Here is a 25,441-nt window from a genome sequence, read left to right as displayed (position 1 = left end):
GCACGATACTCCGGCCGGGGCTGCGGCCAGGGCTGTCACGGTGCTCGCCCCCCGCGGGGCGCGGCGTCCGTCAGGACCCGATCACGCGTGCGTCGCGACGCTCAGGACGTGGTCGGTCAGGGACGGGTTCGCGCGCAGCTCCGCCGCGGTGTGCTCCGCCGCCACGACGCCGTCCGCGAGCAGGGCCACCCGGTCGGCGACCGCGAGCGCGTGCTCCGGCTGCTGCTCGACCAGCAGCACCGTCAGCCCGCCCCGGGCCAGCTCGGCGACGACGGCGCGGACGCGGTCGGCGAGGTCGACGGCCAGGCCCTCGCACGGCTCGTCGAGCAGCAGCACCGCCGGCTGGGTGAGCAGCGCCCGCGCGATGGCGAGCATCTGGGCCTCGCCGCCGGAGAGCTGGTCGCCACGGTTGCGCATGCGCTCCCGCAGCCGTGGGAGCAGCTGCAGGACCCGGGCCTGGGTCCACTCGCCGCGGCGGCGGGACAGGCTCAGGTGCTCGGCGACGGTGAGGCTCGGGAAGACGCGGCGGCCCTGCGGTACCAGGGCGACCCCGGCCCGGGCCACGCGGTGCGCCGGGCGGCCCGCGAGCTCGGTGCCGTCCAGGGCGACCCGGCCGGACCGCGGCTTGATGAGCCCGCAGATGGTGTGCACGAGCGTGGTCTTGCCGGCGCCGTTGCGCCCGAGCACGGCCAGCGCGCCGCCCGTCGGGACGGTGAGGTCGACGCCGTGCAGGACGGTGCCGCCGCCGTACCCCGAATGCAGACCCTGAACGGTGAGCGTCACGGTGTCACCCCCGCGTAGGCGGCCTTGACCTCGGGCGAGCGCCTGGTCTCGGCGACGGTGCCGGTGTGGACGTGCCGGCCGGAGTGCAGGACGGTGACGTGGTCGGCGAAGCCGTACACGAGGTCCAGGTGGTGCTCGACCAGCAGCACCGCGACCGTCTTGGGCAGCTCGGCGAGCAGGCCCGCGAGCAGCTCCACCTCCGGCGGGGCCAGGCCCGCGGCCGGCTCGTCGAGCAGCAGCAGGCGCGGCTCGCCGGCCAGGGCCATCGCGAGCTCGAGCTGGCGGCGCTGGCCGTGCGAGAGGCTGCCGGCCCGCGTCCCGGCCACGTCGGCGAGGCCCACGGCCGCGAGGTACTCCCGCGCGTTCGGCCGCAGCCGGCCCCACGGGCGCCGGGCGGCGACGAGCACGTTCTCCATCGCCGTGAGCGTCGGCCACACGGCCGGGTGCTGGTGCGTACGGCCGATGCCCAGACGCGCGCGGCGGGCCGGGGCCAGCCGCGTCACGTCGCGATCGTCGAAGTGGATCCGGCCCGTGGTCGGCCGCTGGGCGCCCGCGATCAGGTTGAGCAGCGTGGACTTCCCGGCGCCGTTGGGGCCGATGAGGGCCCGCCGCTCCCCCGGGGCCAGCTGCAGCGCGACGCCGTCGAGCGCGGCCAGGTCGCCGTAGCGCCGGCCGAGGTTCTCCACCCGCAGGATCATCGCGCCGCTCCCGGTTCGGAGATCTGCTCGGAGACCGGCTCGGAGATCTGCTCGGAGACCGTCTCGCCGGCCGCGGCGGGCGTGCGCGGCGCCGGGATCCGGGCCGCCGGGGGCGGGCCGGACGGGGGCGCCGGGCGCGACCGCGGGCGCACGAGGCGGTTGAGGTAGGACAGGGCCGCGTGGTCGCCCAGCAGACCGTTGGGCAGCAGGTACACGCACGCGATGAACAGCAGCCCGAGCAGCAGCGGCGCGTGGCCGGCCTCGGCCACCCAGTCGCGGGTCGCGACGACCAGCCCGGCGCCGATGAGCGCGCCGAGCATCGACGTCGCGCCGCCGATGACCACGGCGAGCAGGATGAGCGCGGCGACGTCGAAGCCGCCGTCGCCCGGGGAGACGTACGACTGCTCCGTGAACAGCAGCGCGCCGGCCACCCCCGCCAGGGCGCCCGCGGCCACGTAGGCGACCGTGAGGTATCCGGCGACCGGGTGCCCGCTGGCGCGCATGCGGCGGGCGTCGTCGCGCGTGGCGCGCAGCAGCGCCCCGGCCGGGGAGCGCAGCACGAGCAGCACGACGCCGACGAGCACGCCGACGACGGCGAGGGTGTAGAGGTACCGCGACGACTCCGTGTCCAGCTCGACGAGGCCCGGCAGCGGGGTCACATCGGTGAGCACGGAGATGCCGTCGGTGCCGTGGGTGACCGACTTCCAGCGCCCGGCGAGCGTCGACGTCAGCTCGCCCAGGGCCAGCGTGATCATGAGGACCACGACGCCGCGGGCGTACACCACCAGCGGGGCGGTGATCAGCGCGAACGCGGCGCCCATGCCGGCGGAGGCGAGCAGGTGCACGACGCCGATGGTGTGGCCGTGCTCGATGAGGTTCGCGGTGGTGTACGCGCCGACGAGGAAGGGCGCGGTCTGCCCGAGCGTCGGCAGGCCCGCGACGCCGGTGAGCAGGGCGACGCTGACCGCGAGCAGGCCGATGATGAGGATGCGGGTCAGCATCCCGGTGGCGTAGCGGTCGAGGGTCCACGCGAACGAGACCAGCAGGGCGAGGACGGCCGGCGTCAGCAGGTACCGCAGCAATCTCATGCCGACCGTCCCGACGGCAGCAGACCGCGCGCCCGCGCGGCCAGGGCGAGCGCCATCGCGCCGAAGAGCACGAAGGGCGCGATGGTCGACAGGTCCGGGTTCGCCACGCCGATGGTCTGGATCTCGCCGACGGCGATCGCCGCGACCAGGGCGCCGGCGATGGAGCCCATGCCGCCGAGGACCACCACGACGAGGGACAGCATCAGCACCAGGTCGGCGGTGCGCGGGCCGGCGCCGATGATCGGAGCGCCGAGCGCGCCCGCGAGCCCGGCCAGGGCACCCGCGCCCGCGAGCACGCTGGTGCGCACGGTGAACGGGGAGACGCCGAGCATGGCGACCATCTCGCGGTCGTCGACCGTCGCGCGCACGAAGTGCCCGGCCCGGGACCGGCTCACCACGAGGAAGAGCCCGGCCGCGATCAGCGCGGCGACGACGATGAGGGCGAGACGGTACCCCGGGTAGCTGTGCCCGGCGAGGTCCACGGAGCGGTCCAGCGACTTGGGCACGGTCAGGGCCAGCTCGTCCTTGCCGAACATGGCGGTGAGCCGGTCGCCGGCCACCAGCGCGACGCCGAACGTCAGCAGGGCCTGGGCAAGGTGGCCGCGGCCGGCCAGCGGTGTCAGCAGCAGCGCGAGCAGGGCGCCGCCGAGGCCCGCGGCCGCGGTGCCGACCAGCACCGCGAGCGCGAGCGATCCCCAGCTGCCGTCGCTGATCTTCGCGGCGGCGTACGCACCGAACGCGAAGAGCGTCCCGTGCGCGAGGTTGAGCACATCACCGACGCCGAAGGCGAGGGTGAGCCCGGCGGCGACGACGAACAGCAGCAGGCCGTAGGCCACGCCGTCGACCGCCGGGATCAGGTACGCGTCCAAGGAACTACTGGCCGACCGTCGCGAGGTCCTGCACCAGCGTGTTCGCCAGCGCGCGGCCGTCGGCGCGAACCTGGCGCAGGTACCACTTCTGGACCGGCGCGTGGTTCTTGCCGAACTGCCACTGCCCGCGCGGGCTGGAGATCTGGCCCAGCTTGGCGACCTGCTCGTTGATCGTCTCCGACGTCACGTTGCTGCCGGCGGCGGCGATGGCCCGGTCCAGCACGGCGGCGGCGTCGTAGGACGCGACGGCGTACGTGGTCGGGGTCGCGTCCGGGAACTGCTGACGCCAGGCGGCGACGAACTTGCGGTTCTCCTCGTTGTCGAGGTCGGGCGAGTAGTTGCAGGTGGTGAAGACGTCCTTCGCGGCCTCGCCCTCGGCCTGCAGCACCGTGCCCTCGGTCAGGAACGCGCCGTACAGCGGCAGGTCCTTGATGTCCGACTGCTTGTACTGCTTCACGAAGTCGATCGCGGCCTTACCGGCGTAGAACGTGTAGACCGCCTTGGCGCCGCTGGACTTGATCTGGCTGAAGTACGGCAGGAAGTTCGTGGTCTGCGGGAACGGCGTCCACAGCGTCTTGCCGCCGGAGTTGGCCAGCTGCCCGCCGATCTTGGCGAACTCGGTGGTGAAGCCGCCGACCTCGTCGTAGCCACCCTGGTAGTCCGGGCCGATCGCGAAGACCGGGCCGTTGACCTTGTCCTTGATGTACTGCGCGATCGACTGGCCCGGGTCCGAGGACATGAAGCTCGTCGTCCACACCCCGTTGAGGTCCTTGAGCTCGGGGCGGCCGTTCGAACCGATCAGCGGGATCTTCGCCTGGGCCAGCAGCGGCGCCACGGCGGCCACCGAGCCACCGCCGACGATGCCGGTCATGGCGATGACGCCGTCCTCCTTGACCAGCTTGGTCGCGGCGGGAACGGCGGTCTGCGCGCCGTCGCCCTCGTCACCGATCTTGAGGTCGATCGGGTGGCCGCCGAGCTTGCCGTCGTGCATCTTCAGGTACAGCTCGAAGCCGTTCTTCAGGTCGGTGCCGACGGACTGGTAGGTGCCGCTCAGCGAGCCGAGGAAGCCGATCTTCAGGGTGGACGCCGCACCGGCGCTGCCGGACTTGTCGTCGTCCTTGGCGCACCCGGCGCCGGCAAGCACCAGGCCGGTGGCCAGCGCGATGCTGACCAATCGTCGTGGCAGGAACATTGTTCTCCTTGAGGGGGGTTTCTAGCGGCGAGCGCCGGCGCGCTGCGCAAGGGCGTGCTCGGTCACGGCGACGAGGATCTCCTTGGCCGACGCCCGCGACCGAACGTCGGCGTCGAGCATCGGAACGCTGCGGTGCACGGCCAGCGCGTCCCGGATGTCCTCGAGGTGGTAGCGCGCCGCGCCGTCGAAGTTGTTGACGGCCACGACATAGGGCAGGCGACGGTTCTCGAAGTAGTCGATGGCGCCGAAGCAGTCGGCCAGCCGCCGCGTGTCGGCGATGACGACCGCTCCGATGGCCCCGCGGCACAGCTCGTCCCACATGAACCAGAACCGCTTCTGGCCCGGGGTGCCGAAGAGGTACAGCACCAGGTCCTGGTACAGCGTGATGCGGCCGAAGTCCATCGCCACCGTGGTGCTGCCCTTGTCGGGCACCAGCGAGGCGTCGTCGTGCGCGAGGCTGGCGGCGGTCATGACGGCCTCGGTGGTCACCGGCGGGATCTCGGAGATCGCGCCGACGAGGGTGGTCTTGCCCGCGCCGAACCCGCCCGCGATGATGATCTTTACGGCGGTCGGGCGTCCGCGCCGGTGCGGGTCGGTCACATCTGTCCCCGTATCGCGGGCGTCAGCGCGTCGCCGATGCGGTTGGCGAGCTCGGTCATCTCGTAGGAGACCTTGCCGACGTCGGCGTTCGGCGAGGCCAGCACGAGCATCGACGCGCCGTCGCTGAAGGCCATGCAGAACATGAAGCCGCCGTCGAGCTGGGTCACGTTCGAGATGACCTGCCCGGCGTCGAAGAAGCGCGCGGCTCCGGCGAGGAGGGCGACGAGACCGCTGCCGGTGGCGGCGAGCTGGTCGGCCCGGTCCCGGGGCAGGGCCCGGGTGTGGGCCAGCACGAGACCGTCAGTGGAGATCGCCAGCGCGTGGCTGACGTCGGGGGTGCGGCTCGCGAAGCTATCCAGCAGCCAACCGAGATTACTCGGGTCGGTCACAGACGTGGTCCTCTCCAGCTGTTGCATATACATCCCAACGGTTCCCCCCGGAGCCGATCAGCTCTGCGGGCGTCGGTTCGCGACGCCTCGTGCGTATGCCGACATCGCCGCGGCCACCCGCGAGGGGTCGCGCTTGGGCGTGCCGGTCTGCATCGGTGCGCCCGGCCGCTGCTGCGTCGGCTCGGCCGCGCCCGGCACCAGCTGCCGCCCGGCCGCGCGGACCGGCAGGCCCGCCGCGGTGGTGGAGCTGACCTGCGGTGTGGCCGCCTCGGCGGCGGCGCGCCATCCGGCGTCGGCCGCGCTCTGCCAGTTCTTCGGCTCCGGCGCGGCCGCCTGCGTGGCCCCGGACCCGGCCGAGGCCGAGGCCATCGCGCCGACGGGCTCGGGCTCCAGGCCGGGCGGGGTCTCCACGTGGAACCAGCCGCTGACCGAGTTGAAGATCGGCAGCTCCATCGCGTCGTCCTCGGCCGAGGCCAGGATCGGGGAGACCTCGGGCTCCGGCAGCGGCGGCCACATGCCGGGCCCGGGCGGGGCCGGCTGGGCGTGCGCGGGCGGCGGCGGGTACGCGGGCGCCTGGTAGGGCACCGCCTCGCGGTACTGCGCGTCCTGGTACGACTGCGCGTCCTGGAACGGCTTCTGCGGTTCCTGGTACGGCTTGTCGTAGTCCGGCGCGGTGAACACCTGCGTCGTCGCCGACGACTCGATCGGCGCGAGCTCCTGGGTGGCCCACTGCTGGGCCGGCACCTCGAACAGGCTCGGCTCGCTCGGCCGCGCCTGCGGCGTGAACAGGTCGTTGCCCGGCCGGGAGCCGTTGCCGTTGTGCTCCGGCGCCCCGACGGCCGCCAGCTGCGGCCCCCGCTCCGACGCCATGATCGGGCGGAAGACGTCCTTGGGGATGACGATCTCGGCGAGCGTCCCGGTGTGCTGGCCGGGGCGAAGCGCGACCGTGATGTTGTACCGCGCGGCGATGTGCCCGACCACGGTGAGTCCCATGGCTCGCACGGCGGCGATGTCGATCGCCGGCGGCTGCGCGAGGAGCTGGTTGAGCTGCTCCCGCCGCGCCGGGGAGAGCCCCACGCCGACGTCCACGATCTGCACGATCACCCGGTCGCCCAGGCCGCTCGCGGTGACCCAGACCTCCGACTCCGGCGGCGAGTAGCCGGTCGCGTTGTCCAGCAGCTCGGCGAGCAGGTGCACGATCTCGTCGACGGCCTCGGCGACCACGGCGACGTCGTCGTCCACGCTGCCGAAGCGGACCCGCACGTAGTGCTCGATCTGCGAGATCGCGGCCTGCAGCACCTTGCCCAGCGGGGCGTCCTCGCGCCGGACGCGGGCGGCGCCGGAGCCACCGAGGACCAGCAGGCTCAGGTTGATCCGGGCCATGCGGGTGGCCAGGTGGTCGAGCTGGTACAGCTCCTGCAGCCGGTCCGGGTCGGTCTCGTCGCGCTCGACCTTGTCGACCTGGGCCAGCACCGCGTCGACCAGTCGCTGCTCGCGGCGGGAGAGGTGGACGAAGATCTCGGCGACGTTGGACCGCATGACGGCCTGCTCACCGGCGATCTTGACCGCCTCGCGGTGGACGGCCCGGAAGGCCTGGGCCACGTCGGCGACCTCGTCGGAGCCCGCGACCACGAGGGTCGAGCTGGCGCGGTCGGCGACCTCGTCCGGATCGACGGTGCCGGGCGCGGCGGCGCGCAGCTCGGCCACGACGGAGGGCAGCTGGTCGTAGGCGACCGTCCGCGCGGCGTCCTGCAGGTAGCGCAGCCGCCGGGTCAGGCGCCGGGCGACGAAACCGGTGAGCACGATGGCGACGAGCAGGACGACGACCACGCCGGCGGTCTGCAGGGCGGCCCGGGTCATCTGGTCGTCGTGCACGACCGAGACGGCCTGCTCGATGTTCTCGTCGACCTGCTGCTCGACCTGGTACAGCAGGCCCTCGTAGCCGGACATCGCGTTGATCCAGGCGGCCGACTCGAAGCCGATGCGCTGGCCGGGGGCGGTGCGGCCGACCTGGTCCTGGAGGCGCTGGGCGGCGACGACCTGGTCGCCCATACCGGCCTGCTCGTACCAGGTCCGCCACTCGGCCGGGGCGAGCTGGTTGAACGCGACCGACTGCTCCGTGAAGCTCGTGCGGGTCGCGGTGATCTCCTGCTGCAGCGCCGGGGTCAGCTCGCCCGCGGCGATCGCGCGGAGCACCGCCGCCTGCTGCTGGCCGATGGCCTCGGCGGCGCGGGAGAGGGCCGCGGCGGCGCGGATCTCGTCGGCCAGGTCGGTCGGGGCGCCGGAGCGGGCCACCGACTCGCGGTACTCCAGCAGGTCGGCGATGGTGATCCGGTAGCTGAACGCGACGGCGGAGACCGAGGCCCGCTTGTCGTTGCGCACCTGTTCGCGCAGCTTGCCGAGGGCCGCGAGGTCGGCGTCGATGCGCTTGAGCGTCTCGGAGTCACCGCCGCCCGCGAGGTTGTGGCGCTGGTCGCTGTACTTGCGCACGGCGTCGTCGGTCAGCATCGACTGCTGCTGGAAGGCGTCCTGCTGGGTCGCCTCGTTGTGCAGGACCACGTTGACGGCCGCGGCGCGCTCGCGTTGCAGCGCGTGCGCGAGACCACCGGCGTCGGTGGCCAGGGCGGAGAGGTCCTGCAGGGTCCGCGCCCGGTTCACCTCCTGCACGGTGGAGATGAAGGCGACGCCGGCGAAGACGACGACGGCGACGAGCGGCAGGGCGACGATGAGGCGGAGCTGGTCGACGATGCGCCGGCCGGCGCGCTGCCCGGAGCGCACCTCGGGGGCGCGGCCCGGGGGCAGCGGCTCCTCGCGGCGGGCCACGGCAGCGGTGTGGCGGGTTGGCCGGCGCTCGGGGCTCTGCCGCGGGTCGCGACCCTGCCGTTGGGCGGGCACGGGCAGCGAGCTCTGGCTTTGGGTCACGAAAAGTCCCCGCAGGCATCCGAGATTGACAATGCACGTCGGACGCGGATCCATCCGGAACGAGCAAGCGGCTCATTCCCTGGCTGTCGCATCGACGTTGTGCACAATCACAGAGCGGCCGATCCGTGTCAATACCGACGTACGTGATCGAACGACGATCGCCTCTTTCCGGCTCATCCGTTCGCCGCCGGTGAGTCAACCCGTACGGACCCAAACGGCTGTACCGGACCGATTTCCGACTGATGCCTTCCGATATAGGCAACCCCGGTGTGATGTTAACTTTACGTTGCCGCAATGATCACAGAATGCATTGTCGACAATGCATACAGTCACTGATTGTCGTATGGGAATATCTTTTACCGACAATGTTCATGCGCAGGCAAATATCTCGGCGGCCCGCGTCAGCTGCTCGTCACCTTCGCAGAGCCGCCCGCCGAAGCCCAGCCTGAACAGGCTCTCGCACGACTCCTCGAACCGGCCCGGATCAGGGCATACGTCCGCGACGGGCCGCCCGAGCCCGGCGGCGGCGCCGGCCACGACGGTCATCGTGCACAGCCACAGCAGATCACGCTCGGTCGCCGCCCCCATGCCGAGCTCGGCCCGCAGCGCGGACTCGCCGAGTAGCAGCCTGGTGACCCTTGGTGCGCGGGCCAGCTCGGGGGCGGCGAGGAGACCGGCGGCGGTCTCGACGGCGGGCATGACGGCGATGCTGCCGACCGGGAGGCCGATCGACTCCTCGGCCTCGGCGAGGGCGGCACCGAGGGCGGCGAGTTCGGGGGCCGAGTGGGCCTGGGCGGGGCAGACGCCGGTCAGGCCGGGGGTTATTACGGCTCGGGTGGCTCGGAGGCCTTGGTCGCCGGGTGGGAGGCGGACCCAGGCGCCGGGGGTGATGGGCGCGTGGTCGTGGAGGCGGGCGGGGTGGGCGCCGGCTACGAACAGGTACGTACCCATGGTCTGATCTTCGGGGTGGTCGGGGGATTCGGCCATTCGGAGGGGGCTTCGGTCCTGGCACGGGCTCCTCGGCGTGCGGCTCTGCCTCGCGGCGCTCGCTTGTCGCCGCACGACACTCACTGCACGGCCGCTCACTGCACGCCGCACGACGCTCGCTGCACCGCGTTCGCCGTTCGCCGCTCGCCACAGCACGTTCGCTGCTCGACACTCGCTCCTCGACGCCCGCTGCACCACGTTCGCCGCACGGCAGTCGCTCTTCAGCGTGTTGGCTGCACCGCACTCGCTCCATCACGTTCGCCAGACTGCGCGCGTCCCATCGCGCCCGCTGCGCGACTGATGCAGCAACGACCACCGTCCGGCGTGGCGCTGACAGCACTCCACTCACTGCACCGCGCTCATCGCCCACCCCGCGCCGAGTCCTCGCGTTCGTTGCGCGGTTCTCGCTGCACGACTGATGAGCCGGCGCCCGCCGCCGGCGTGCACTGACCGCGGCGCTCACACTGCGACGCGCGGAACTGAGCGCGACCCTCACTGCCGCGCGCGGAACTGAGCGCGACGCTCACTGCTCCGCGCTCGATCCTGCAGCGCGCGGAACTCGGCGCGACGCTCACTACTCAGTGCTCGTTCGCGCAGCGTGAGGCTGGTGGGCACCGTGGGGTCGTGTCGCCGGGCCGGTCACGTTGGGCCCGCTTGGCTGTCTGGCGCGCCGTTTCGGGTTCCGGCCTGCGTGGACCCGCGTTGCCGCTCGGCCGATTTTGGCTTTTGGCCGCGCCGCCGTGCCCTCACGCGCGACCGTGGAAGGTGACGATCCAAGGAGGAGACATGGCTTCCGACGCCGTCACGCTGATCACGAACGACCACCGGATGATGGAGCAACTCTTCGACCGTCTGTGCGACGGCGACGGAGACCGTCAGCTTCTGCTGGACGAATGCGCAGCGCGGCTGACCGCGCACAGCCACGCCGAGGAGCAGAAGGTGTATCCGCAGCTACCCTCGGCCGAAGAGGCGCACGATGGCGCCGACGAGCACCACGAGGCCGAGCGGATGCTGCACGACCTGCAGCGCATCTCGCCCGAGGGGCCGGACTTCGAGGACAAGCTCGAGCAGTTCGTCGCGGCGGTGCGGCGCCACATCGAGCACGAGGAGACCGTGCTGCTGCCCGAACTGCGCGCCTCGCTCACGCCCGAACGGCTGGATGAGCTCGGGGCGGCGTTCGAGGAGGTTCGTATCGCCGAGCTCGCGGTGGCCGGCATCCGGGTCTAGGCCGTCGGCTTCAGTGCGGCCTGGCGAACACTGCGCGGACCGGCGAAGGTCATGCCGACCGGGCGAACACGGCTCGGCACAGACCGGCGAGCACCGTGCGGCACGGACCCGCGAACACCGTGCGGCACGGACCCGCGAACACCGTGCGGCACGGACCCGCGAGCAGCGAAGACGGTGCGGGCCGGCGAACACAGCACGGCGCGGCGCAACCCAGCGAACCTGGTCTGCGGCACAAACCGGCGAACGTGGTGCGGGGCGCGGACCGGCGAACGTGGCGTGGCGCGGACCAGGGCGGACACGGTGTGGGCGGTGAACACAGCGGTGAACACAGCACGGCCAAGTGAAGGCGGTGCGGCCCAAGGTGAAGGCGATACGGCTCAGTGAGGGCGACGCGGCTCGGTGGGGCGTGAATCGCTGGGCTGACGACAGGCCGGGTGCGGGTTGCCGATTGGCGGTCCTTCGGTACAGTCGGGCTGGTCATGGTCAGTTTCGGCGGCCTTTCCAGTGACCCTGTCGGCGCGGCGCGCCTGAGCGACCTGCCCGTGGGGCGTTTTCCCGTGCGAACCACTGACCACGTCGTCATCCTCGTCAGTGCGGGGCAGGGTACGCATGCGGTGGACTTCGTGACGTACGCGTGCCGCCCGGGGACCCTGCTGTGGGGCCGTCCGGGGCAGGTTCACCAGTTCGGCGGGCAGGCCGGCTTCGACGCCACGGTGCTCACGTTCGCGCCGTCGATCTTGCCCGAACTGCCGCTGCCCGAGCTCGTCGCCGATCCGTTCGCGCCCGCGTGCTGGCAGCCCGCCGGGGAGGACGAGGACGCGATCGTGGCCGAGATCGCGCAGATCGGTGTGGACCAGGTTCGCTTCGGCGGGACCGCGTTCGGCTCGACGCTGCTCGCGCACTCGGTCGCGGTGCTGCTCATGCGGATTTCGTCCCTGGCGCCGGTACCGCGCCGCAGCCCCGCCCACCTCCTCATCGGTCAGCTGCGCAGGGAGCTCGAGCGCGAGGTGCGCCACCGGCGCGTCGAGGACTACGCCGAGCAGTTGCGCTGCTCGGTGCGGACCCTCACGCGGGCGAGCCTGGCGGTGACGGGGCGCAGCGCGAAGCAGCTCATCGACGAGCGCGTGGCGCTGGAGGCCAAGCGCGTCCTCGCCACGAGCGAGCTCCCGGTGTCGGACGTGGGGCGGCGGCTGGGGTTCGAGGAGCCGACGAACTTCGGGCGCTTCTTCGCCCGCGAGACCGGCCAGTCCCCGGGCAACTTCCGTGCGGCGCTGCACCGCTCCCCCGCGCCCCGGGTGCCGCACCAGCGCTCCGCGTTGCCCGGCCGCCTGACGCCGCGCACGGCCTGAGGCTCAGGTGCGCGGGTGCCGCATCAGCGTTCCGCAGTTCGGGTCCGCCTGAGCTTGCGCACAGCCTCAGCTTCGAGTACCACGGTGCCGCATCAGCGTTCCGCAGTTCGGATGCGCCTGGCCTTGCGCACAGCCTGAACTTCTAGTACTACGGGTGCCGCATCAGCGCTCTGCAGGGCCGCCTTGCTCCGTGCGCCGGGTGGGGTGCTGAGCCAGAGGGCCTCGGCGCTTGCCGGGGAAGGCGCGGCGTAACCGAATCGTCACGGCGTTCGCCGCATTCTCACTTGCCGGAAAGCGATGGAGTAATCGCATCGCACGCATGCGGTAGTGCTGCGGGGCCGGGTGGAGTAATACAGGAAGAAAGCGATTCCGGCGGTCCTGAGCCGCCGTTTCGGTGCGACAATTCGGATACAACCAGCTAAGAGTGAATTAATCCGGCGCCACGGACTGATGCGGCCCCGCCACAGACTGATTCGGCCGGGCCATGGGCCGACTCGGCCGAGTCACGGACCGACTCGGCCGCATCACGCGTGACTCACTGGCGTCGCGGCGTTACTCGGTGGCGTCACGGCGGGACTCAGCCACACACCGCCGGGCCGCTACCGCGCTTCACGCGAGTCCGGACGAGCACGAAACGGCCATCCTCACGGATCGATTCGGCAACGTCACGGGCTGAGACGGCCGCAGCAGGGGAGCGGGTGTTTCCGCGGCGTCACGGGCTGGGGCGGCCACGTCACGGAGCGGCCACGTCAGAGGGCGGCCGCGTCACGGGGCGACCGCGTCACGGAGCGACCGCGTCACGGAGCGACCGCGTCACGGGGCGGCCACGTCACGGAGCGGCCACGTCACGGAGCGGCCGCGTCACGGGGTGATTCGGCACTCCGCCGGCTTGGCCGGACCCGTGGACGAGGAGTCGATGCCCAGCTCCAGCGCGGCCTCCTCCCGCCCCACGAAGGGCACCAGCGTGAAGTAGGTCAGCGTGGGCAGCAGAGCCGGGAGATCCTGAACGCGGCCGGCGGCGACAAAGCGGTACACCGTGGCATAGATCCCGCCCACGATCGTCTCCACGAGCTCCTCCGGCATCGGCAGGTCCGCGGCCCTCGGGGCGTCGGCGAAGAAGCGGTCGAAGCGGCGCAGCATGCGGGCGCGTTCGATGCGCCCGTGCGGGCCGGCCGCGTCGATCTCCACGATCGCCATCGTCGCGAAGGCGGGCAGCTCGGCCAGGACCTGCAGCATGACGCGCAGGGCGGCGCGGGCGCCCTCGCGCCAGCCGGGCTCGCCGCGGTAGGCGTCCTCCATGATCTTGAACAGCAGGTCGGCGCCGTGGCGGCAGGTCGCGATGAGGGCGTCGTCCTTGCCGGCGAACAGGGCGTAGAACGCGGGACGGGTCACGCCCGCGGCGCGGCAGATGTCGCTCACCGTGGCGTTGGCGTAGCCCTTCTCGGCGACGGTGTGCACGAGGGCGTCGAAGAGGCGTTCGCGCTGGTTGGCCGCGATGACCTCGGGCGGGACCCGGCTCGGGCCGCGCTTGATCGCGCGGGCGGGGTCACGGCCCTCGCGCGCACCCGGCAGCTGGCCCAGCGAATCGGTCGCCATGCGACAAGTATCCGTCGATCCGCCCGGGGCGGCCCGGCGCCGGATCGGCACCGTGCGCGAACCGAACCGGGGCCTCGCGCAACGGCCAGGGGCACGGGCCGGACCGGCCGGGCGCCGGGCACCGCCCCGCCCGGCGAGCCGCCGAGCGTGACCGATCGGTCGCGGCCCGCGGGTCGGGTGGCCGCGCCGGGACGGACAGGGGCCGCGCGATGACACCGTTCGGCGGCGATCTCGTTCGCCGGGCGACCACGGGTGGCGTGGCACCCGGCCGACAGGGCAGAGTATCGGCGTGTCCTCGTCCGCCCAGTTGGCCAACGCCCTGCAAGGCGCCCGAGCAATCGCCTCACACGGGGACAAACGGGGCGCGCTCGCGCTGCTGGACCAGGCGCTCGACGCCGCGACCACGGCGCTCGGCGGCGACGACCCGGACGTGCTCGCCGCCACGGCCCAGCTCGCGCGGTACCAGGTCGAGGTCGGCGAGCTGGGCGACGCGCGGCGGGCGCTCGAGGAGGGACTGGCGGCCGGATACCACCGGCTCGGCGACGGGCACGCGGTCATGCTCGCGCTCGCGTTCGAGCTGGCCCGCGTCGCCGACGAGCTCGGGAACGTGTTCGAGGCGAAACGGCGGTACGGCCAGGTCGCCAGGCTCGGGCCCCAGGTGCTCGGCGACGGGCACCCCGACGTGCGGGCGGCGCGGCAGTACCTCGGCCTGCCCGATCCGCAGGGCCCGGTCCACGTGCCACCCCCGCCGGTCACGTTCGACCCCGTCACGCCCCCGCCCGCCACGTTCGACCCGATCACGCCCCGGCCCCGGCCACCGGCGGACGACCGGCCGATCTTCCGGCCCGAGCCGCGTGACGACGGCTTCGACGAGCCGGACGAGGAACCGGACGAGGACGACTACCAACCGGCGCCCTGGCAGCAGGCCGCGCCAGGCGTCCTGCAGCGCACCGGCTACCGGCCGGCGCCCGAGCACCGGCCGGCACCCGCGCCGCGGTGGGACCAGCCACCACCGCCGCCGCCGAGGCCCGTCGAGCCGGAGCTGCCCCGGCAGCGACGCTCGCCGATGGTCGCGATCGTCGTCATCGCCGTGGTCGCGGTGCTCGGTGGCGCCGCCGCGGCCGCCGTGGCCTTCGTCAGCGCCGGCGGCAAGGGCCCCGGGCCGGCCCCGACCGTCGCCGCCCCGCAACCGGGCGACCCGGCCTCGGACGAGCCCTCCGCCGCCGCGATCGGCGGCGGCCGCGCCCCGCGCGAGCTGCACCTGCGCGACGACAGGACGAGCGTGACGCTCACCTGGCAGGACCCGGCGAAGGGCACCGTGCCGTTCATCGTGGCGGGCGGCACCGAGGGCGGCATGCGCGAGCTGCAGGGGCTGCCGGCGGGCACCACGAAGTACACGATCAACGGCCTGAACCCGAAGCTCGAGTACTGCTTCACCGTGGCCGCCGTCTACGGCACCCAGGACGTCCAGCTGTCGGACCTGGCGTGCACCAGGCGCAAATAGTGCAACAACCACGCTCCGTGACCGGGTATCCGCCACCCATCGACGGGAATATGATGGTCGCCGGTTTCGGGGAGGGGGCCGGGATGGTGAGGCAATGCGTCTGAACCTGGGCTCGGGGCGCAGCGGTGCGCTGATCACGGGCGGCACGATCGCCGCCCTGGTCGCGGTGCTGGGCCTCACGCTGTGGGGCACGGGCTCGGCCAACCACGCCGTCGCCAGCTTCGACGTCAGCGCCTGGCTGTGGAGCGCGGACAAGGGCGAGATCGCCCGCGTGAACGGCGTCACCGGCAAGGTCGACACCCGCACGAAGATCAGCGACGCGCAGGGACACTCGATGGAGGTCACCCAGAGTGACCGCTTCGTGATCCTGCGAGATTTCAATACGGGCAAGATCAGCGTGCTCGACCTCTCCAGCCTGACGCTCGGGGCGACCACCCAGTCGACGCCGGGCATCGGGGTGACGGTCGCGGTGCACGACGACACCGCCTTCATCATCGACACGGTGCAGGGCCAGGTCCGCCAGCTCGACCCCATGACGCTGCTGCCCGTCGGTGAGACGCTGAGCTTCCCGCCGGGCATCTCCGGCGGCCTCTTCGACGACAAGGGCCGGCTGTGGCTGCTGGTGCCCTCCGAGGGCACGGTCGTCGCGATCGACGCGGCCAGGAGCCGGCCCGCCTCCCCCGCGGGCGGCCAGGGCGGCGGGTTCGCCGGCGACCCGGTGAAGGTCAAGACGGTCGGGGTGGCCGAGCCCAACCACGACATGGCGCTGTCCATCCTGGACACCGGCGTGGCCGTGCTCGACAAGACCGCCACGACGCTGACCACCCTGCACGGCGACACGGTGAAGAAGGTCCCGCTGCGGCTCGGCGGCGAGGGCGGGGTGGCGGAGCGGACGGTCGGCGGCGACGTGCCGGTCACGGTGGTCGACGGCAGCCACGTGTACGTGGTGAACAACGACAGGATCAGTGACTTCGCGGTGCCGGGCGACAGCCCCCGGCTCAAGCCGTGCGTGGCCTGGTCGGGCCGGTTCTACTGCGCCGACGACGCGACCGGGACCGTCTACGTGCTCGACGCGCAGGGCAGGGCGCTGGACCCGATCCGCATCCAGGCCGGCGGCAAGGCGCTGGAGCTGGAGGTCCGCGAGGACCGCCTGTTCATCAACGCGCCCGGCGGCTCGACCGCGCGGGTCGTGGACGGCAAGAACCACGTGACCACGGTCGACAAGTACGCCAACGACGTCCTCGGGGGCGAGGCGCCGCCCGCGCCGCCGCCACCGCCGCAGACCAAGCCGCCCGTCGGGCCGCCCGGCGCGCCGGCCCGGGTCAACGCCGTCGCGGGCAACGCGACCGCGCGGGTGACCTGGTCGGCGGCCCCGCCCAACGGCGCCGCGGTCACGAAGTACGTGGTCGAGGGCGACGGGCAGCCGCCGCACGAGGTCGGGGCGAGCCAGCGGGCGCTGGACGTCACGGGGCTGACGAACGGCCAGACGTACAAGTTCACGGTCTATGCGGTCAACGCCAAGGGCAACGGGCCGAAGAAGGCCGCGAACCCGGTGGTGCCGACCCGCGACGTTCCCGACCCGCCGGCGAGTGTCGCCGCGACGGCCAACCCGGACGGGACGGTCGCCGTGACGTGGCCGGCCGCGAACGGGCAGGGGCACAAGATCGCGAAGTACGTCATCACGACCGTCGGCACCGGCGAGTCCAAGACGTTCGAGTCGGCCCAGCCGCAGTTCTCGGTGCCGGCCGGGGAGCTGACGTACGGCACCCAGGTCGCCTTCAAGGTGGCCTCGATCAACGACATCGGGGCGAGCTCCGAGCAGTCGCCGCTGAGCCCGTCGGTCGTGCCGTTCAACAAGCCGGGCGCGCCGTCCGGGCTGACCGTGAAGGCCTCGACGAGCAAGCGCGGCACGATCGTCGCCACGTGGAAGGCGCCGGCCGACAACGGCTCGACGATCACCGGGTACGAGGCCACCGTCAACGGCACGAAGTCGGCCATCGACACCGCGCTGACCCACGAGTTCACCGGGTTCAAGGACGCCGAGGCGGTCACGATCCAGCTGCGGGCCGTGAACAAGGCCGGGGTGGGAGCCGTCGCCACCGGTTCGGGGAGCACGCTCGCCCAGCCGAAGATGACCGTGAACGACGGCGCGGACACCGCGGCGCTCAACTCGATCACCGTGCACTTCACCGCGACCGACGGCGGCTCGCCCGGCACCTGCGTGCTCGCCGTGGCCGGGGCCGGCAGCACGTCGGGCAACTGCTCGGGCTCGCTCACGCAGGGCGGTCTGTGGCCCAACACGGCGTACACGTACACCGTCACGATCACCAACGGCGCCGGGATGACCGCCAGCGGCAGCGGGTCGATCAGCACGCCGGTCTACAAGGGCACCGTCGTGTGCAACGACCCGAGCTACTGCGGGAGGACCGCGAACGGTGGCGGCATCTGGGTCTACCGGACGCCGTCGCAGTCCGGCTCCGGCATCGGCGACACCTTCAACGGCGAGAGCTGGGTCGCGATCTGCCAGACCAACACCAGCGTGAGCATCAACGCCGAGCCCTACGGCGGCAAGACGAGCACACAGTGGATCAAGATCCAGTTCCAGGGGGAGAACTACATCCCCTACGCCTGGTTGAATCTGCCCAGCGGCACGGGGCCGCTGCGGCAATGCTGATGGAGCACCGTGATCTCGGCTGAACAGTCAACGCCCCAGGGTCCACCGAGCAGCGAGGAGGTCGGCGCCGCGGCCGAGCTGGTGGGCCGGCTCGCGCGCAACATCGAGTCGATCGTGCTCGGCAAGCCGCAGGTCGTGCGGCTGACGGTGACCGCGCTGCTGGCGGAGGGGCACGTCCTGCTCGAGGACGTGCCCGGCGTCGGCAAGACCACCCTCGCGCGGGCGATGGCCGCCAGCGTGCAGGGCCAGTGGCGGCGCATCCAGTTCACGCCCGACCTGCTGCCCTCCGACGTCACCGGCGTGACGATCTTCAACCAGGCGACCCGCGGCTTCGAGTTCCACCCCGGGCCGGTGTTCGCGAACATCGTCATCGCCGACGAGATCAACCGGGCGTCGCCGAAGACGCAGTCGGCGCTGCTGGAGGTGATGGAGGAGCGGTACGTCACCGTCGACGGCGTCCGCCACGGCGTGCCCCGCCCGTTCCTCGTCGTCGCCACGCAGAACCCGATCGAGATGGACGGCACCTACCGGCTGCCGGAGGCGCAGCTGGACCGGTTCCTCATGAAGCTCTCGGTCGGCTATCCGGCCGAGGCCGTCGAGATCGAGGTGCTGCGCGGCGCCGTGAGCCGCTCCCCCGAGGCCCTCGACCCGGTCACCGACACCCCGGCCGTCGCCCAGCTCGTGCGGCTGGCCCGGCGGGCGCACATCGCCGACCCGCTGTTCGCCTACGCGGTGAAGCTCGGCAACGCGACCCGCGCCCACCCGCAGATCCGCATCGGGGTGAGCCCGCGCGGCATCATCGCGCTGACCCGGACCGCGAGCGCGTACGCGCTGACCGACGGCCGCGGCTACGTGGTGCCGGAGGACCTCAAGGCGCTCGCCGAGCCGGTGTTCGCGCACCGGCTGGTGCTCTCCCCCGACGCCCAGGTGCGCGGCGTGTCGCCGGCCGACGTGGTGCGCCAGGTGCTCGAGGCGGTGCCCGTGCCCTCTCCCGTCGCGGCCTGAGCCGGTGCGCCTCACCGCCCGCGGGGCCGGGCTGTGCGCGGCGGCCGTGGTCCTGCTCGCCGTCGGGCTCGTCTTCGGGTACCGCCACCTGGTCGTCCTCGGCACCGCGGGCGTCGCGTCGCTGCTGTTCGCGGCCGGCTACGTGTGGTGGCGCCCGCGGCTGAGCGTCGCGCGCGGCGTGGAGCCGGACCGGGTGATGCGCGGCGAGTCGAGCACGGTGACGCTGACGGTCGGCAACACCAGCCGCCTGCGGGGCGCCACGCTGGTCGCGCACGACCGCTGCGGGACGGCGTCGGTGCCGGTACCGCTGCTGCGGCTGAAGGCCGGCGGCGAGACGACCGCGCAGTATCCCGTGCCCACCGACCGCCGCGGCGTGGTCGCCATCGGCCCGTTGCGCGTGGTGCGCCGCGACCCCCTCGGGCTGATGGCGCTGGCGCGCGGGTACGGGGGGACGGCGCAGGTGTGGGTGTACCCGCGCGTGCACCGCCTGACCGCGGTGCCGACGGGCATCACGCGCTCCCTCGACGGGCGCGACGACCGGGTGCCGCACGGCACGATCACGTTCGACACGCTGCGGGAGTACGTCGTCGGCGACGAGCTGCGGCGGGTGCACTGGCGGACCTCGGCGAAGGTCGGCGAGCTGATGGTGCGCGAGCAGCTGGACACGTCACTGCCCCGGTTGGCGGTGCTGCTCGATGACCGCCGCGGCTCGTACCCGGATCCCGAGCGGTTCGAGGCCGCCTGCGAGGCCGCGGCCTCCCTGGTCATGGCCGCCTTCCGCGACGAGCTCCCGATCGCCCTGCGGCTGCTGTCGGGCCGCGGCGCCGCCGGCTCCTCGGCGCGCGACTTCCTGGACGTGCTCGCCGAGGCGGACTTTTCGGAAATGTCCGATAACTCCATCGAAGAGCTCCGCACCCAGCGCGTCGGCGACACGCTCGTCTACCTGACCGGCGACCCCGACCTGACCCGCGTCAGCACCCTGCGCACCGCCTACCCGACGCTGGTTGCCGGGGTGTTCGGCGACGCCCGTCCGGCCCTGGAGCGGATCGTCGTGCTGGCCGTGCGCGACGGCGAGGAGTTCGCCGCGGCCTGGGACGGGGTGCAGCACTGGTGAGACGCGTCGTCGTGCCCCTGGCGCTGCTCGGCATGCTGGTCCTGAGCGGTCTCGCGCTGGCCCCGATCTACAACGGCACCCTGCTGCCGCTGCTCACCACGATCGCCGCGGCCGCCTCGGTGCTCATCAGCGTCGCGGTGCGCCGGCTGCCCGCCTACACGGCCGCGCCCGCCTCGGTGCTCGGCCTGGCCGTGATGGTGTACGTGACCGTGCTCGTCTCCGCGCGGGCCGGGCAGATCCCGGGCGCCGTGCCGGACGTCGCCCGGGAGGCCCTGCGCAACAGCATCCCGCGCCTGCTCACCGCGCTCATCCCGATCGAGCCGCAGCCGGACACCGTGCTGCTGCCGGTGATCGCGACCTGGCTCGCGGGGCTCGCGGCGGCCGAGGCCGGGGTGCGGTACCGCCGCGTCCTGCTCTCCTACAGCGCGCCCACCGCGCTGTTCGGGGCCGCGCTCTACCTCGTCGGCCCGGACACGACCGCGGCCCGCGCGACGACGTGGATCCCGATGGCGTACGCGGCCCTGGCGATCCTCGGGCTCATCGCGAGCGCACGGCCGGACCTGGGCGGCGACACGCTCACCGGGGCCCAGCGCCGCACGCTCGGCCTGCGGGTGGGCGCGGGCGCGGCGGCCGGGCTCGCCGTCATCGTGCTGCTGTCGCAGCTGCTCGGCCCGGCCGTCGCCCAGCAGGGCAACGACACCCCGGTCGACCCGCGCAACTACGTCACCCCGCCGCAGCTCGACGCGCTCGACGAGAACCCGCTCGTGCGGCTGTCGGGCTGGAACCTCAACAAGGACCAGCACCTCTTCGACGCCGTCGTCACGCCCGGGCCGGGCGCCGAGCAGGAGCCCGTCATCCGCCTCGCGGTGCTCAACGACTACGACGGCATCACCTGGCGGATCGGCTCCGTCTACCGCAACGCCGGCCGCGTGCTGGGCCGCTCCGGCGGCGAGGGCCCCGAGGTCACGCAGACGATCACCATCGACGAGCTCGACGGCCGGCTCCTGCCCGGGATCGCCAGCCCCGAGCGGGTCGAGGGCGTGCGCGTGGCCTACGACGCCGAGACCGGCACCGTCGCGCTCGCCGACAGCCTGCGCAAGGGGCTGACGTACACGGTCACCTCCCGCCAGAAGCCGCGCCCCGACGACCAGGCGCTCCTCGTCGCCGAGGTCCCGGCGCCGCAGGAGGCGGCCCGGTTCCTGGCGCTGCCGGGCAAGGTGCCCGACTCGATCGCGCAGCTCGGAAGCCACCTCGGCGAGGGCGTCTCCAACCCGTACCAGCGCGCCTTCGCCATCCAGCAGTGGTTGGAGGAGCACTACAAGCTCGTCTCGGACGCGCCGAGCGGGCACGCGTACCCCAACGTCGAGCACTTCCTCTTCGGCAACAAGCGGCTCGGCGGGCAGAAGGGCACGTCGGAGCAGTTCACCGCCGCGTTCGCGGTGCTCGCGCGGCTGGCCGGGCTGCCGACGCGGGTCGCTGTGGGCTTCCAGACGCACCAGGGCCGGCGCGACATCCGCGGGGCGGACGCGGTCGCCTGGCCCGAGGTCGAGTTCAAGGGCTTCGGCTGGGTGGCGTTCGACCCGCTGCCGAAGTCCGACACGGTGCAGCGGCCGGTGGAGGACGACTTCAAGCCCAAGGCGCCCCCGTCGCAGCCGCCGCCCCCGTCCGTCCCGCCGCCGCCGGCCGACGGCAGCGCGCCGCCGTCGGCCTCCGCGCACGCCTCCGCCGCCCCCGCCGCCGCGGCCGGGGACCACACGACGCTGCTCGCGGTGTCGGCCGCCGGGGCCGCGCTGGTCCTCGTCATCGCCTATCTGGCAGCGGTACCGGTTGTGCTGGCCCGCCGCCGCCGGCGCCGCTTCACCGAGGGGCCGCCCGCGGTGCGCATCGACGCCGCCTGGCACGAGGTGCTCATCGGCCTGCGCCAGGCGGGACGACCGGCGCCGGCGCACCTGACCGCGGGCGAGATCGCCCGCTACGCCGCCGGCGCCGCCGAGCCCCGCGCCCACGCCCCGGGCCGCGGACTGCGCCCCGCCGTGCCGCCCGTGGACGAGCTGGCGACGCTGGTCAACGCCGTGGCGTTCGCGACCCCCACGGCCGGCCCGGGCGAGCCCCAGGCCGCCCGCGCCACGGCCCAGGCGACGGCCTACGTCGACGATCTACGCTCACGCCGCCCCTGGTGGCGGCGCCTGCTGTGGACCTTCGACCCGCGCCCGCTGCGCTGGCACCGGCGCCGCTGACCCCGCCCTCGACTCGCCGCCGGACCCGTCCGGCGTTCCCACGTGGGCTTTCGACCCACCCGCTGAGCCCGCCCTCGACTTGCCGCCGGACCCGTCCGGCGTTCCCATGAATAACATGGGTGTGATTCGACTCGGCACAGCGTCCTGGGCGGACCGGCAGCTGCTCGCGTCCGGCTGGTACCCGCGCGCGGCGCGCACCCCCGCGCAGCGCCTCGCCCACTACGCGAGCCGGTTCGACATCGTCGAGGCCGACACGAGCTACTACGCCATCCCGGCCCCGGAGGTCACCGCCGCCTGGACCGCCGCGACCCCACCGGGCTTCACCTTCAACGTGAAGGCGTTCTCGCTGCTGACCGGCCACCCGACCCAGGTGCGCGCGCTGCCGGCGGACCTGCGGCCCGAGGGCGCCACCGGCTCGATCCGCCGCTCCGGCCTGCCGGCGGGCACGCTCGACGCCCTGTGGCGCCGGTTCCACGAGGCCCTCGAGCCGCTGCGCCCGCGCCTGGGCTCGGTGCTCCTGCAGTTCCCGCCGTGGCTCGCGCACGGCGAGGCCGCGATCAGCCGCATCGAGGACACGATCGCGCGCTGCCGCCCGCTCCACCCCGCCGTCGAGCTGCGGCACGGCTCGTGGTTCGCCGACGCCCGGCGCTCGCTGGACACCCTGCGGCGGCTCCAGCACGCGGGCGCGTCGTTCGTGGCGGTGGACATGCCGCAGGGGTTTGCGTCATCGGTACCTCCCGTGCTGGCCGTCACCGCCTCCCCCGCGATCGTGCGCTTCCACGGGCACAGCCCGGCCTGGGAGCGCGGCTCGAAGGAGGAGAAGTTCCGCTACGCCTACTCGGAGCGCGAGCTGGCCGACTGGGCGGAGCGCCTGCGCCTGCTGAGCACCGACGCGGACGAGGTGCACGTGCTGATGAACACCTGCTGCGCGGGCCAGGCCCAGCGCGACGGCGCCCGGCTGGCCGAGCTCCTGGGCGTCAACCTGACCATAGCGAGCTGACCCCTCCACTGCCCTTCGCCCGTTGCGCGTTCGCCCAGGACTCCGTCGGCTGCGCGGTTGTGCACGATCGTTCAGAGCAGCGAGAGCGAACCCGTCACCGGCCTCAGGGCGTCGTGCGTCGCGGGGCCGATCGCGCAGCACGTCGCCGTGCCGGCCGCCACCTGCGTGCGCCCCGCGTCGTGCACGACCTCGACCGGCAGCCCCGCCTCCCCGGCCGCCGCGACCACGAGCCCCAGCGTGTCCTCGTCCGCGACCTTCAGCACGACCTTCGGCTGCCCCGCCCGCCACCAGTCCGCGAAGGCCGGCGTGGACTGGTTGCGCAGCGCGGCGATGACGGCGGCGTGCGCGGCCTGGGCGGCCATCTTGCCCTTGCCCATGCCGAGATCGGTGCGCATGACGATGACGAGCCGGGTTTCGCTCATCCCACAAGGCTATGTGCAGACCGCCGCATGAGGATGAGCGCCCCGAGCACCCACGCGCGGACACGCCGACCGGGGCGAACACGGGTGCGCAGGAAACGGTCTCGTCACGGGGCAAGGGGCAACCGCCTGCCCTGCCAAGTCTGTGCGTGTCGCCCGGCCGGGTATGACAGCATGGCATGGTGACCGGCAGCATCGACTGGCACGACTGGCACCGGCCGTATGCCGACGACACATCGGCGTTGTCGCGGCGGCTGCGGCTCGTGCAACAGCACATCAATGACTGGCTTGACGAGCGACCGGAGCGCTCGCTCCAGGTCGTCAGCGTCTGCGCGGGGCAGGGACGTGACCTCATCGGCGTTCTTGCCCAGCGACCGGACGCCGGCCGGGTGCGGGCGGCGCTCATCGAGTCCGACCCGGGCAATGTGGCCGCTGCCCGGGAAAGCATCGCTGCCGCCGGACTCGCCGGGATCAGCGTGACCCGGGCCGACGCCGGTGACTTCGCCGCCTACCGAACCGCGATCCCGGCGGACCTGGTCCTCCTCGTCGGCGTGCTGGGCAACGTCAGCGACGACGACGTGCGGGCGACGATCGATGCGTTGCCCCGGCTGTGCGCGCCCGGTGCGACGGTGATTTGGACCAGGACCCGTCGCGCCCCTGACCTCACTGCGGCGGTTCGCGGTTGGTTCGCCGACGCCGGCTTCCACGAGACGGCCTTGCACGCACCGAACGACACGCTGTTCTGCGTCGGCGTGCACCGGTTCCACGGACAGCCGCAGGACGCTGCGCCGAACGGGAAGATCTTCAGCTTCGTCGTGTAGGCGCAGCCGGAGCGTGCAGGTCCGCAGGGCGCCGGTCACCGGGCTCGGGCCGCGACCCGGGCCGAGCAGCAACCGCCGAGTCTCGTGCGGCAGTGCTGGATGGCGGCGCGCAGGAAGACGATCCGGTCACAGGGCTATGTGCAACCGCTGCATGAGGATCGGCGCCACGAGCACCGCGCCCGCGAAGATGGCGACCGTCGCGAACACGGTGCGCAGGAAGACGGTCTCGGTCTTGTCGCCGGCGGTCAGCGCGATCCGGTGCGGCAGCCCGAAGCAGCGCCACATGCGCCGGCCGGTCGGTATCGGCCACAGGATCGGCGAGCCGTGCCGGGTGACCATGTCGCCGAGCAGATGGACCAGCCCGCCCACGCCGACGGCCACGCCGAGCAGCGGATAGCCGCGGTCGCCGGGCAGCCGCTCGTAGACGACGAAGGCCGCGCCCGCGGCGGCGAGCGTCACGATGACCCAGCCCGCGCGCTCGGCCCACTTCTCGAACAGGCCGCGCAGGGCGAGCGCGAACGCGACGAACAGGACGCCCATGACGGCCCACTTGCCGTAGGCCTGGCAGAGGGCGAGCGTGCCGTAGCCGACGCCGACGTTGAACACGATCGTGTGCGTGAGCGTGCGGTGGCCGTTGCGCCGCGGCGGGTCGTACTTCATGCGCGTGATCTTGTAGACCCCGAGCGAGAACTTCTCGATGCACTCGGCGAGGAACAGCGAGAAGACGCCGAACGTGTGCGCGACCGTCGCCCCGCCCTGGCGGGTGGTGACGCGGCCGGAGAGGTCCAGGTCCGGCAGCAGGGCACCGCCGGCGCAGATCGCGGTGCCGACGGCGAGCTGCAGCGGCGTCTGGTGGAAGTGCGCGAGCTGCTCCAGCGCCAGCGAACCCGTCAACCAGACGGCCGCCCCGGACAACGCATGCGAGGAGCCCATCATGCGCAGTGACTATCCCAGGTGGACGGTCATT

At 72.9% G+C, this 25,441-nt stretch carries 21 protein-coding genes; 9 read left to right on the top strand and 12 right to left on the bottom strand.

The window, feature by feature from the left end; translation table 11 throughout:
- Window positions 1-81: 81 nt before the first annotated feature.
- The 9 genes from ACQP2P_RS09490 to ACQP2P_RS09450 form a co-directional block, all read right to left on the bottom strand.
- Entirely contained in the window at window positions 82-783 is a 702-nt protein-coding gene (locus ACQP2P_RS09490; protein WP_433614757.1) for an ABC transporter ATP-binding protein, read from the bottom strand.
- Window positions 780-1,481 (bottom strand): ABC transporter ATP-binding protein, encoded by a 702-nt coding sequence (locus ACQP2P_RS09485; protein WP_350615401.1) that lies wholly within the window; start codon window positions 1,479-1,481, stop codon window positions 780-782. The genes ACQP2P_RS09490 and ACQP2P_RS09485 overlap by 4 nt, the downstream gene beginning before the upstream one ends.
- A complete protein-coding gene (locus tag ACQP2P_RS09480) occupies window positions 1,478-2,569 on the bottom strand; it encodes a branched-chain amino acid ABC transporter permease (RefSeq protein WP_433614755.1) in 1,092 nt (363 codons plus the stop codon). Before ACQP2P_RS09480 ends, ACQP2P_RS09485 begins: the two co-directional genes overlap by 4 nt.
- Complete coding sequence (locus tag ACQP2P_RS09475) at window positions 2,566-3,438, bottom strand: branched-chain amino acid ABC transporter permease (protein WP_433614753.1); 873 nt, start codon at window positions 3,436-3,438, stop codon at window positions 2,566-2,568. Before ACQP2P_RS09475 ends, ACQP2P_RS09480 begins: the two co-directional genes overlap by 4 nt.
- A gap of 4 nt (window positions 3,439-3,442) precedes the next feature.
- Complete coding sequence (locus tag ACQP2P_RS09470) at window positions 3,443-4,630, bottom strand: ABC transporter substrate-binding protein (protein WP_433614751.1); 1,188 nt, start codon at window positions 4,628-4,630, stop codon at window positions 3,443-3,445.
- A gap of 21 nt (window positions 4,631-4,651) precedes the next feature.
- Window positions 4,652-5,230 carry a GTP-binding protein gene (locus ACQP2P_RS09465; RefSeq protein ID WP_433085145.1) on the bottom strand — a complete coding sequence of 193 codons (579 nt, stop codon included), beginning with the start codon at window positions 5,228-5,230 and terminating at the stop codon, window positions 4,652-4,654.
- A complete protein-coding gene (locus ACQP2P_RS09460; RefSeq protein ID WP_223102326.1) occupies window positions 5,227-5,619 on the bottom strand; it encodes a roadblock/LC7 domain-containing protein in 393 nt (130 codons plus the stop codon). The genes ACQP2P_RS09465 and ACQP2P_RS09460 overlap by 4 nt, the downstream gene beginning before the upstream one ends.
- A 57-nt stretch (window positions 5,620-5,676) precedes the next feature.
- Window positions 5,677-8,541 carry a sensor histidine kinase gene (locus tag ACQP2P_RS09455; RefSeq protein WP_433614749.1) on the bottom strand — a complete coding sequence of 955 codons (2,865 nt, stop codon included), beginning with the start codon at window positions 8,539-8,541 and terminating at the stop codon, window positions 5,677-5,679.
- A 369-nt stretch (window positions 8,542-8,910) separates the two neighbouring features.
- Window positions 8,911-9,492: an aldolase/citrate lyase family protein gene (locus tag ACQP2P_RS09450; RefSeq protein WP_433614747.1), complete on the bottom strand. Its 582-nt coding sequence runs from the start codon at window positions 9,490-9,492 to the stop codon at window positions 8,911-8,913.
- Window positions 9,493-10,314: 822 nt separating this feature from the next.
- Between ACQP2P_RS09450 and ACQP2P_RS09445 the strand changes: the two genes are divergently transcribed.
- Together ACQP2P_RS09445 and ACQP2P_RS09440 are read left to right on the top strand one after the other, a co-directional pair.
- Window positions 10,315-10,755: a hemerythrin domain-containing protein gene (locus ACQP2P_RS09445; RefSeq protein WP_433614746.1), complete on the top strand. Its 441-nt coding sequence runs from the start codon at window positions 10,315-10,317 to the stop codon at window positions 10,753-10,755.
- Between the two features lie 557 nt (window positions 10,756-11,312).
- Window positions 11,313-12,104, top strand: coding sequence for a helix-turn-helix domain-containing protein (locus tag ACQP2P_RS09440; protein WP_433614744.1), 792 nt, complete (start codon window positions 11,313-11,315; stop codon window positions 12,102-12,104).
- 861 nt (window positions 12,105-12,965) lie between these two features.
- Here ACQP2P_RS09440 and ACQP2P_RS09435 read toward each other — a convergent pair.
- The gene (locus tag ACQP2P_RS09435; protein ID WP_433614742.1) at window positions 12,966-13,700 is read right to left on the bottom strand and encodes a TetR/AcrR family transcriptional regulator; all 735 of its coding nucleotides are present in this window, start codon (window positions 13,698-13,700) and stop codon (window positions 12,966-12,968) included.
- Window positions 13,701-13,989: 289 nt separating this feature from the next.
- On the opposite strand from ACQP2P_RS09435, the gene ACQP2P_RS09430 reads away from it, so the two are divergent.
- From ACQP2P_RS09430 to ACQP2P_RS09405, 6 genes are all read left to right on the top strand, one after another.
- The gene (locus tag ACQP2P_RS09430; protein ID WP_433614740.1) at window positions 13,990-15,204 is read left to right on the top strand and encodes a fibronectin type III domain-containing protein; all 1,215 of its coding nucleotides are present in this window, start codon (window positions 13,990-13,992) and stop codon (window positions 15,202-15,204) included.
- A gap of 94 nt (window positions 15,205-15,298) precedes the next feature.
- Window positions 15,299-17,878: a fibronectin type III domain-containing protein gene (locus ACQP2P_RS09425; RefSeq protein WP_433614739.1), complete on the top strand. Its 2,580-nt coding sequence runs from the start codon at window positions 15,299-15,301 to the stop codon at window positions 17,876-17,878.
- Between the two features lie 78 nt (window positions 17,879-17,956).
- Window positions 17,957-18,883, top strand: coding sequence for an AAA family ATPase (locus ACQP2P_RS09420; RefSeq protein ID WP_433619070.1), 927 nt, complete (start codon window positions 17,957-17,959; stop codon window positions 18,881-18,883).
- 4 nt (window positions 18,884-18,887) lie between these two features.
- Complete coding sequence (locus ACQP2P_RS09415; protein WP_433614737.1) at window positions 18,888-19,997, top strand: DUF58 domain-containing protein; 1,110 nt, start codon at window positions 18,888-18,890, stop codon at window positions 19,995-19,997.
- Complete coding sequence (locus tag ACQP2P_RS09410) at window positions 19,994-22,234, top strand: DUF3488 and transglutaminase-like domain-containing protein (RefSeq protein WP_433614735.1); 2,241 nt, start codon at window positions 19,994-19,996, stop codon at window positions 22,232-22,234. The genes ACQP2P_RS09415 and ACQP2P_RS09410 overlap by 4 nt, the downstream gene beginning before the upstream one ends.
- A gap of 115 nt (window positions 22,235-22,349) precedes the next feature.
- Window positions 22,350-23,234 carry a DUF72 domain-containing protein gene (locus ACQP2P_RS09405; RefSeq protein ID WP_433614733.1) on the top strand — a complete coding sequence of 295 codons (885 nt, stop codon included), beginning with the start codon at window positions 22,350-22,352 and terminating at the stop codon, window positions 23,232-23,234.
- A gap of 71 nt (window positions 23,235-23,305) precedes the next feature.
- Here ACQP2P_RS09405 and pth2 read toward each other — a convergent pair whose 3' ends face one another.
- On the bottom strand, window positions 23,306-23,656 hold the full coding sequence (gene pth2 / locus ACQP2P_RS09400; RefSeq protein WP_350615380.1) for a peptidyl-tRNA hydrolase Pth2: 351 nt from the start codon (window positions 23,654-23,656) through the stop codon (window positions 23,306-23,308).
- A 176-nt stretch (window positions 23,657-23,832) separates the two neighbouring features.
- Between pth2 and ACQP2P_RS09395 the strand changes: the two genes are divergently transcribed.
- The gene (locus ACQP2P_RS09395) at window positions 23,833-24,474 is read left to right on the top strand and encodes a class I SAM-dependent methyltransferase family protein (RefSeq protein WP_433614730.1); all 642 of its coding nucleotides are present in this window, start codon (window positions 23,833-23,835) and stop codon (window positions 24,472-24,474) included.
- Window positions 24,475-24,600: 126 nt separating this feature from the next.
- Here the strand turns inward: ACQP2P_RS09395 and ACQP2P_RS09390 are convergent, their stop codons facing one another.
- Window positions 24,601-25,410: a metal-dependent hydrolase gene (locus ACQP2P_RS09390; RefSeq protein WP_433614728.1), complete on the bottom strand. Its 810-nt coding sequence runs from the start codon at window positions 25,408-25,410 to the stop codon at window positions 24,601-24,603.
- Between the last annotated feature and the right edge of the window lie 31 nt (window positions 25,411-25,441).

Source organism: Dactylosporangium sp. CA-139114, from assembly GCF_050955725.1.
In the GTDB taxonomy this organism is placed as follows: Bacteria; Actinomycetota; Actinomycetes; order Mycobacteriales; family Micromonosporaceae; genus Dactylosporangium.
This window is presented reverse-complemented; position numbering and strand designations above follow the sequence as displayed.

What these genes read in the sequence shown, in the direction of transcription:
- ACQP2P_RS09485 (WP_350615401.1), bottom strand. Translation starts at nt 1,481, where the DNA reads ATGATCCTGCGGGTGGAGAACCTCGGCCGGCGCTACGGCGACCTGGCC.
- ACQP2P_RS09480 (WP_433614755.1), bottom strand. Translation starts at nt 2,569, where the DNA reads ATGAGATTGCTGCGGTACCTGCTGACGCCGGCCGTCCTCGCCCTGCTG.
- ACQP2P_RS09470 (WP_433614751.1), bottom strand. Translation starts at nt 4,630, where the DNA reads ATGTTCCTGCCACGACGATTGGTCAGCATCGCGCTGGCCACCGGCCTG.
- ACQP2P_RS09450 (WP_433614747.1), bottom strand. Translation starts at nt 9,492, where the DNA reads ATGGGTACGTACCTGTTCGTAGCCGGCGCCCACCCCGCCCGCCTCCAC.
- ACQP2P_RS09445 (WP_433614746.1), top strand. Translation starts at nt 10,315, where the DNA reads ATGGCTTCCGACGCCGTCACGCTGATCACGAACGACCACCGGATGATG.
- ACQP2P_RS09435 (WP_433614742.1), bottom strand. Translation starts at nt 13,700, where the DNA reads ATGGCGACCGATTCGCTGGGCCAGCTGCCGGGTGCGCGCGAGGGCCGT.
- ACQP2P_RS09425 (WP_433614739.1), top strand. Translation starts at nt 15,299, where the DNA reads ATGCGTCTGAACCTGGGCTCGGGGCGCAGCGGTGCGCTGATCACGGGC.
- ACQP2P_RS09405 (WP_433614733.1), top strand. Translation starts at nt 22,350, where the DNA reads ATGGGTGTGATTCGACTCGGCACAGCGTCCTGGGCGGACCGGCAGCTG.
- pth2 (WP_350615380.1), bottom strand. Translation starts at nt 23,656, where the DNA reads ATGAGCGAAACCCGGCTCGTCATCGTCATGCGCACCGATCTCGGCATG.
- ACQP2P_RS09395 (WP_433614730.1), top strand. Translation starts at nt 23,833, where the DNA reads ATGGTGACCGGCAGCATCGACTGGCACGACTGGCACCGGCCGTATGCC.
- ACQP2P_RS09390 (WP_433614728.1), bottom strand. Translation starts at nt 25,410, where the DNA reads ATGATGGGCTCCTCGCATGCGTTGTCCGGGGCGGCCGTCTGGTTGACG.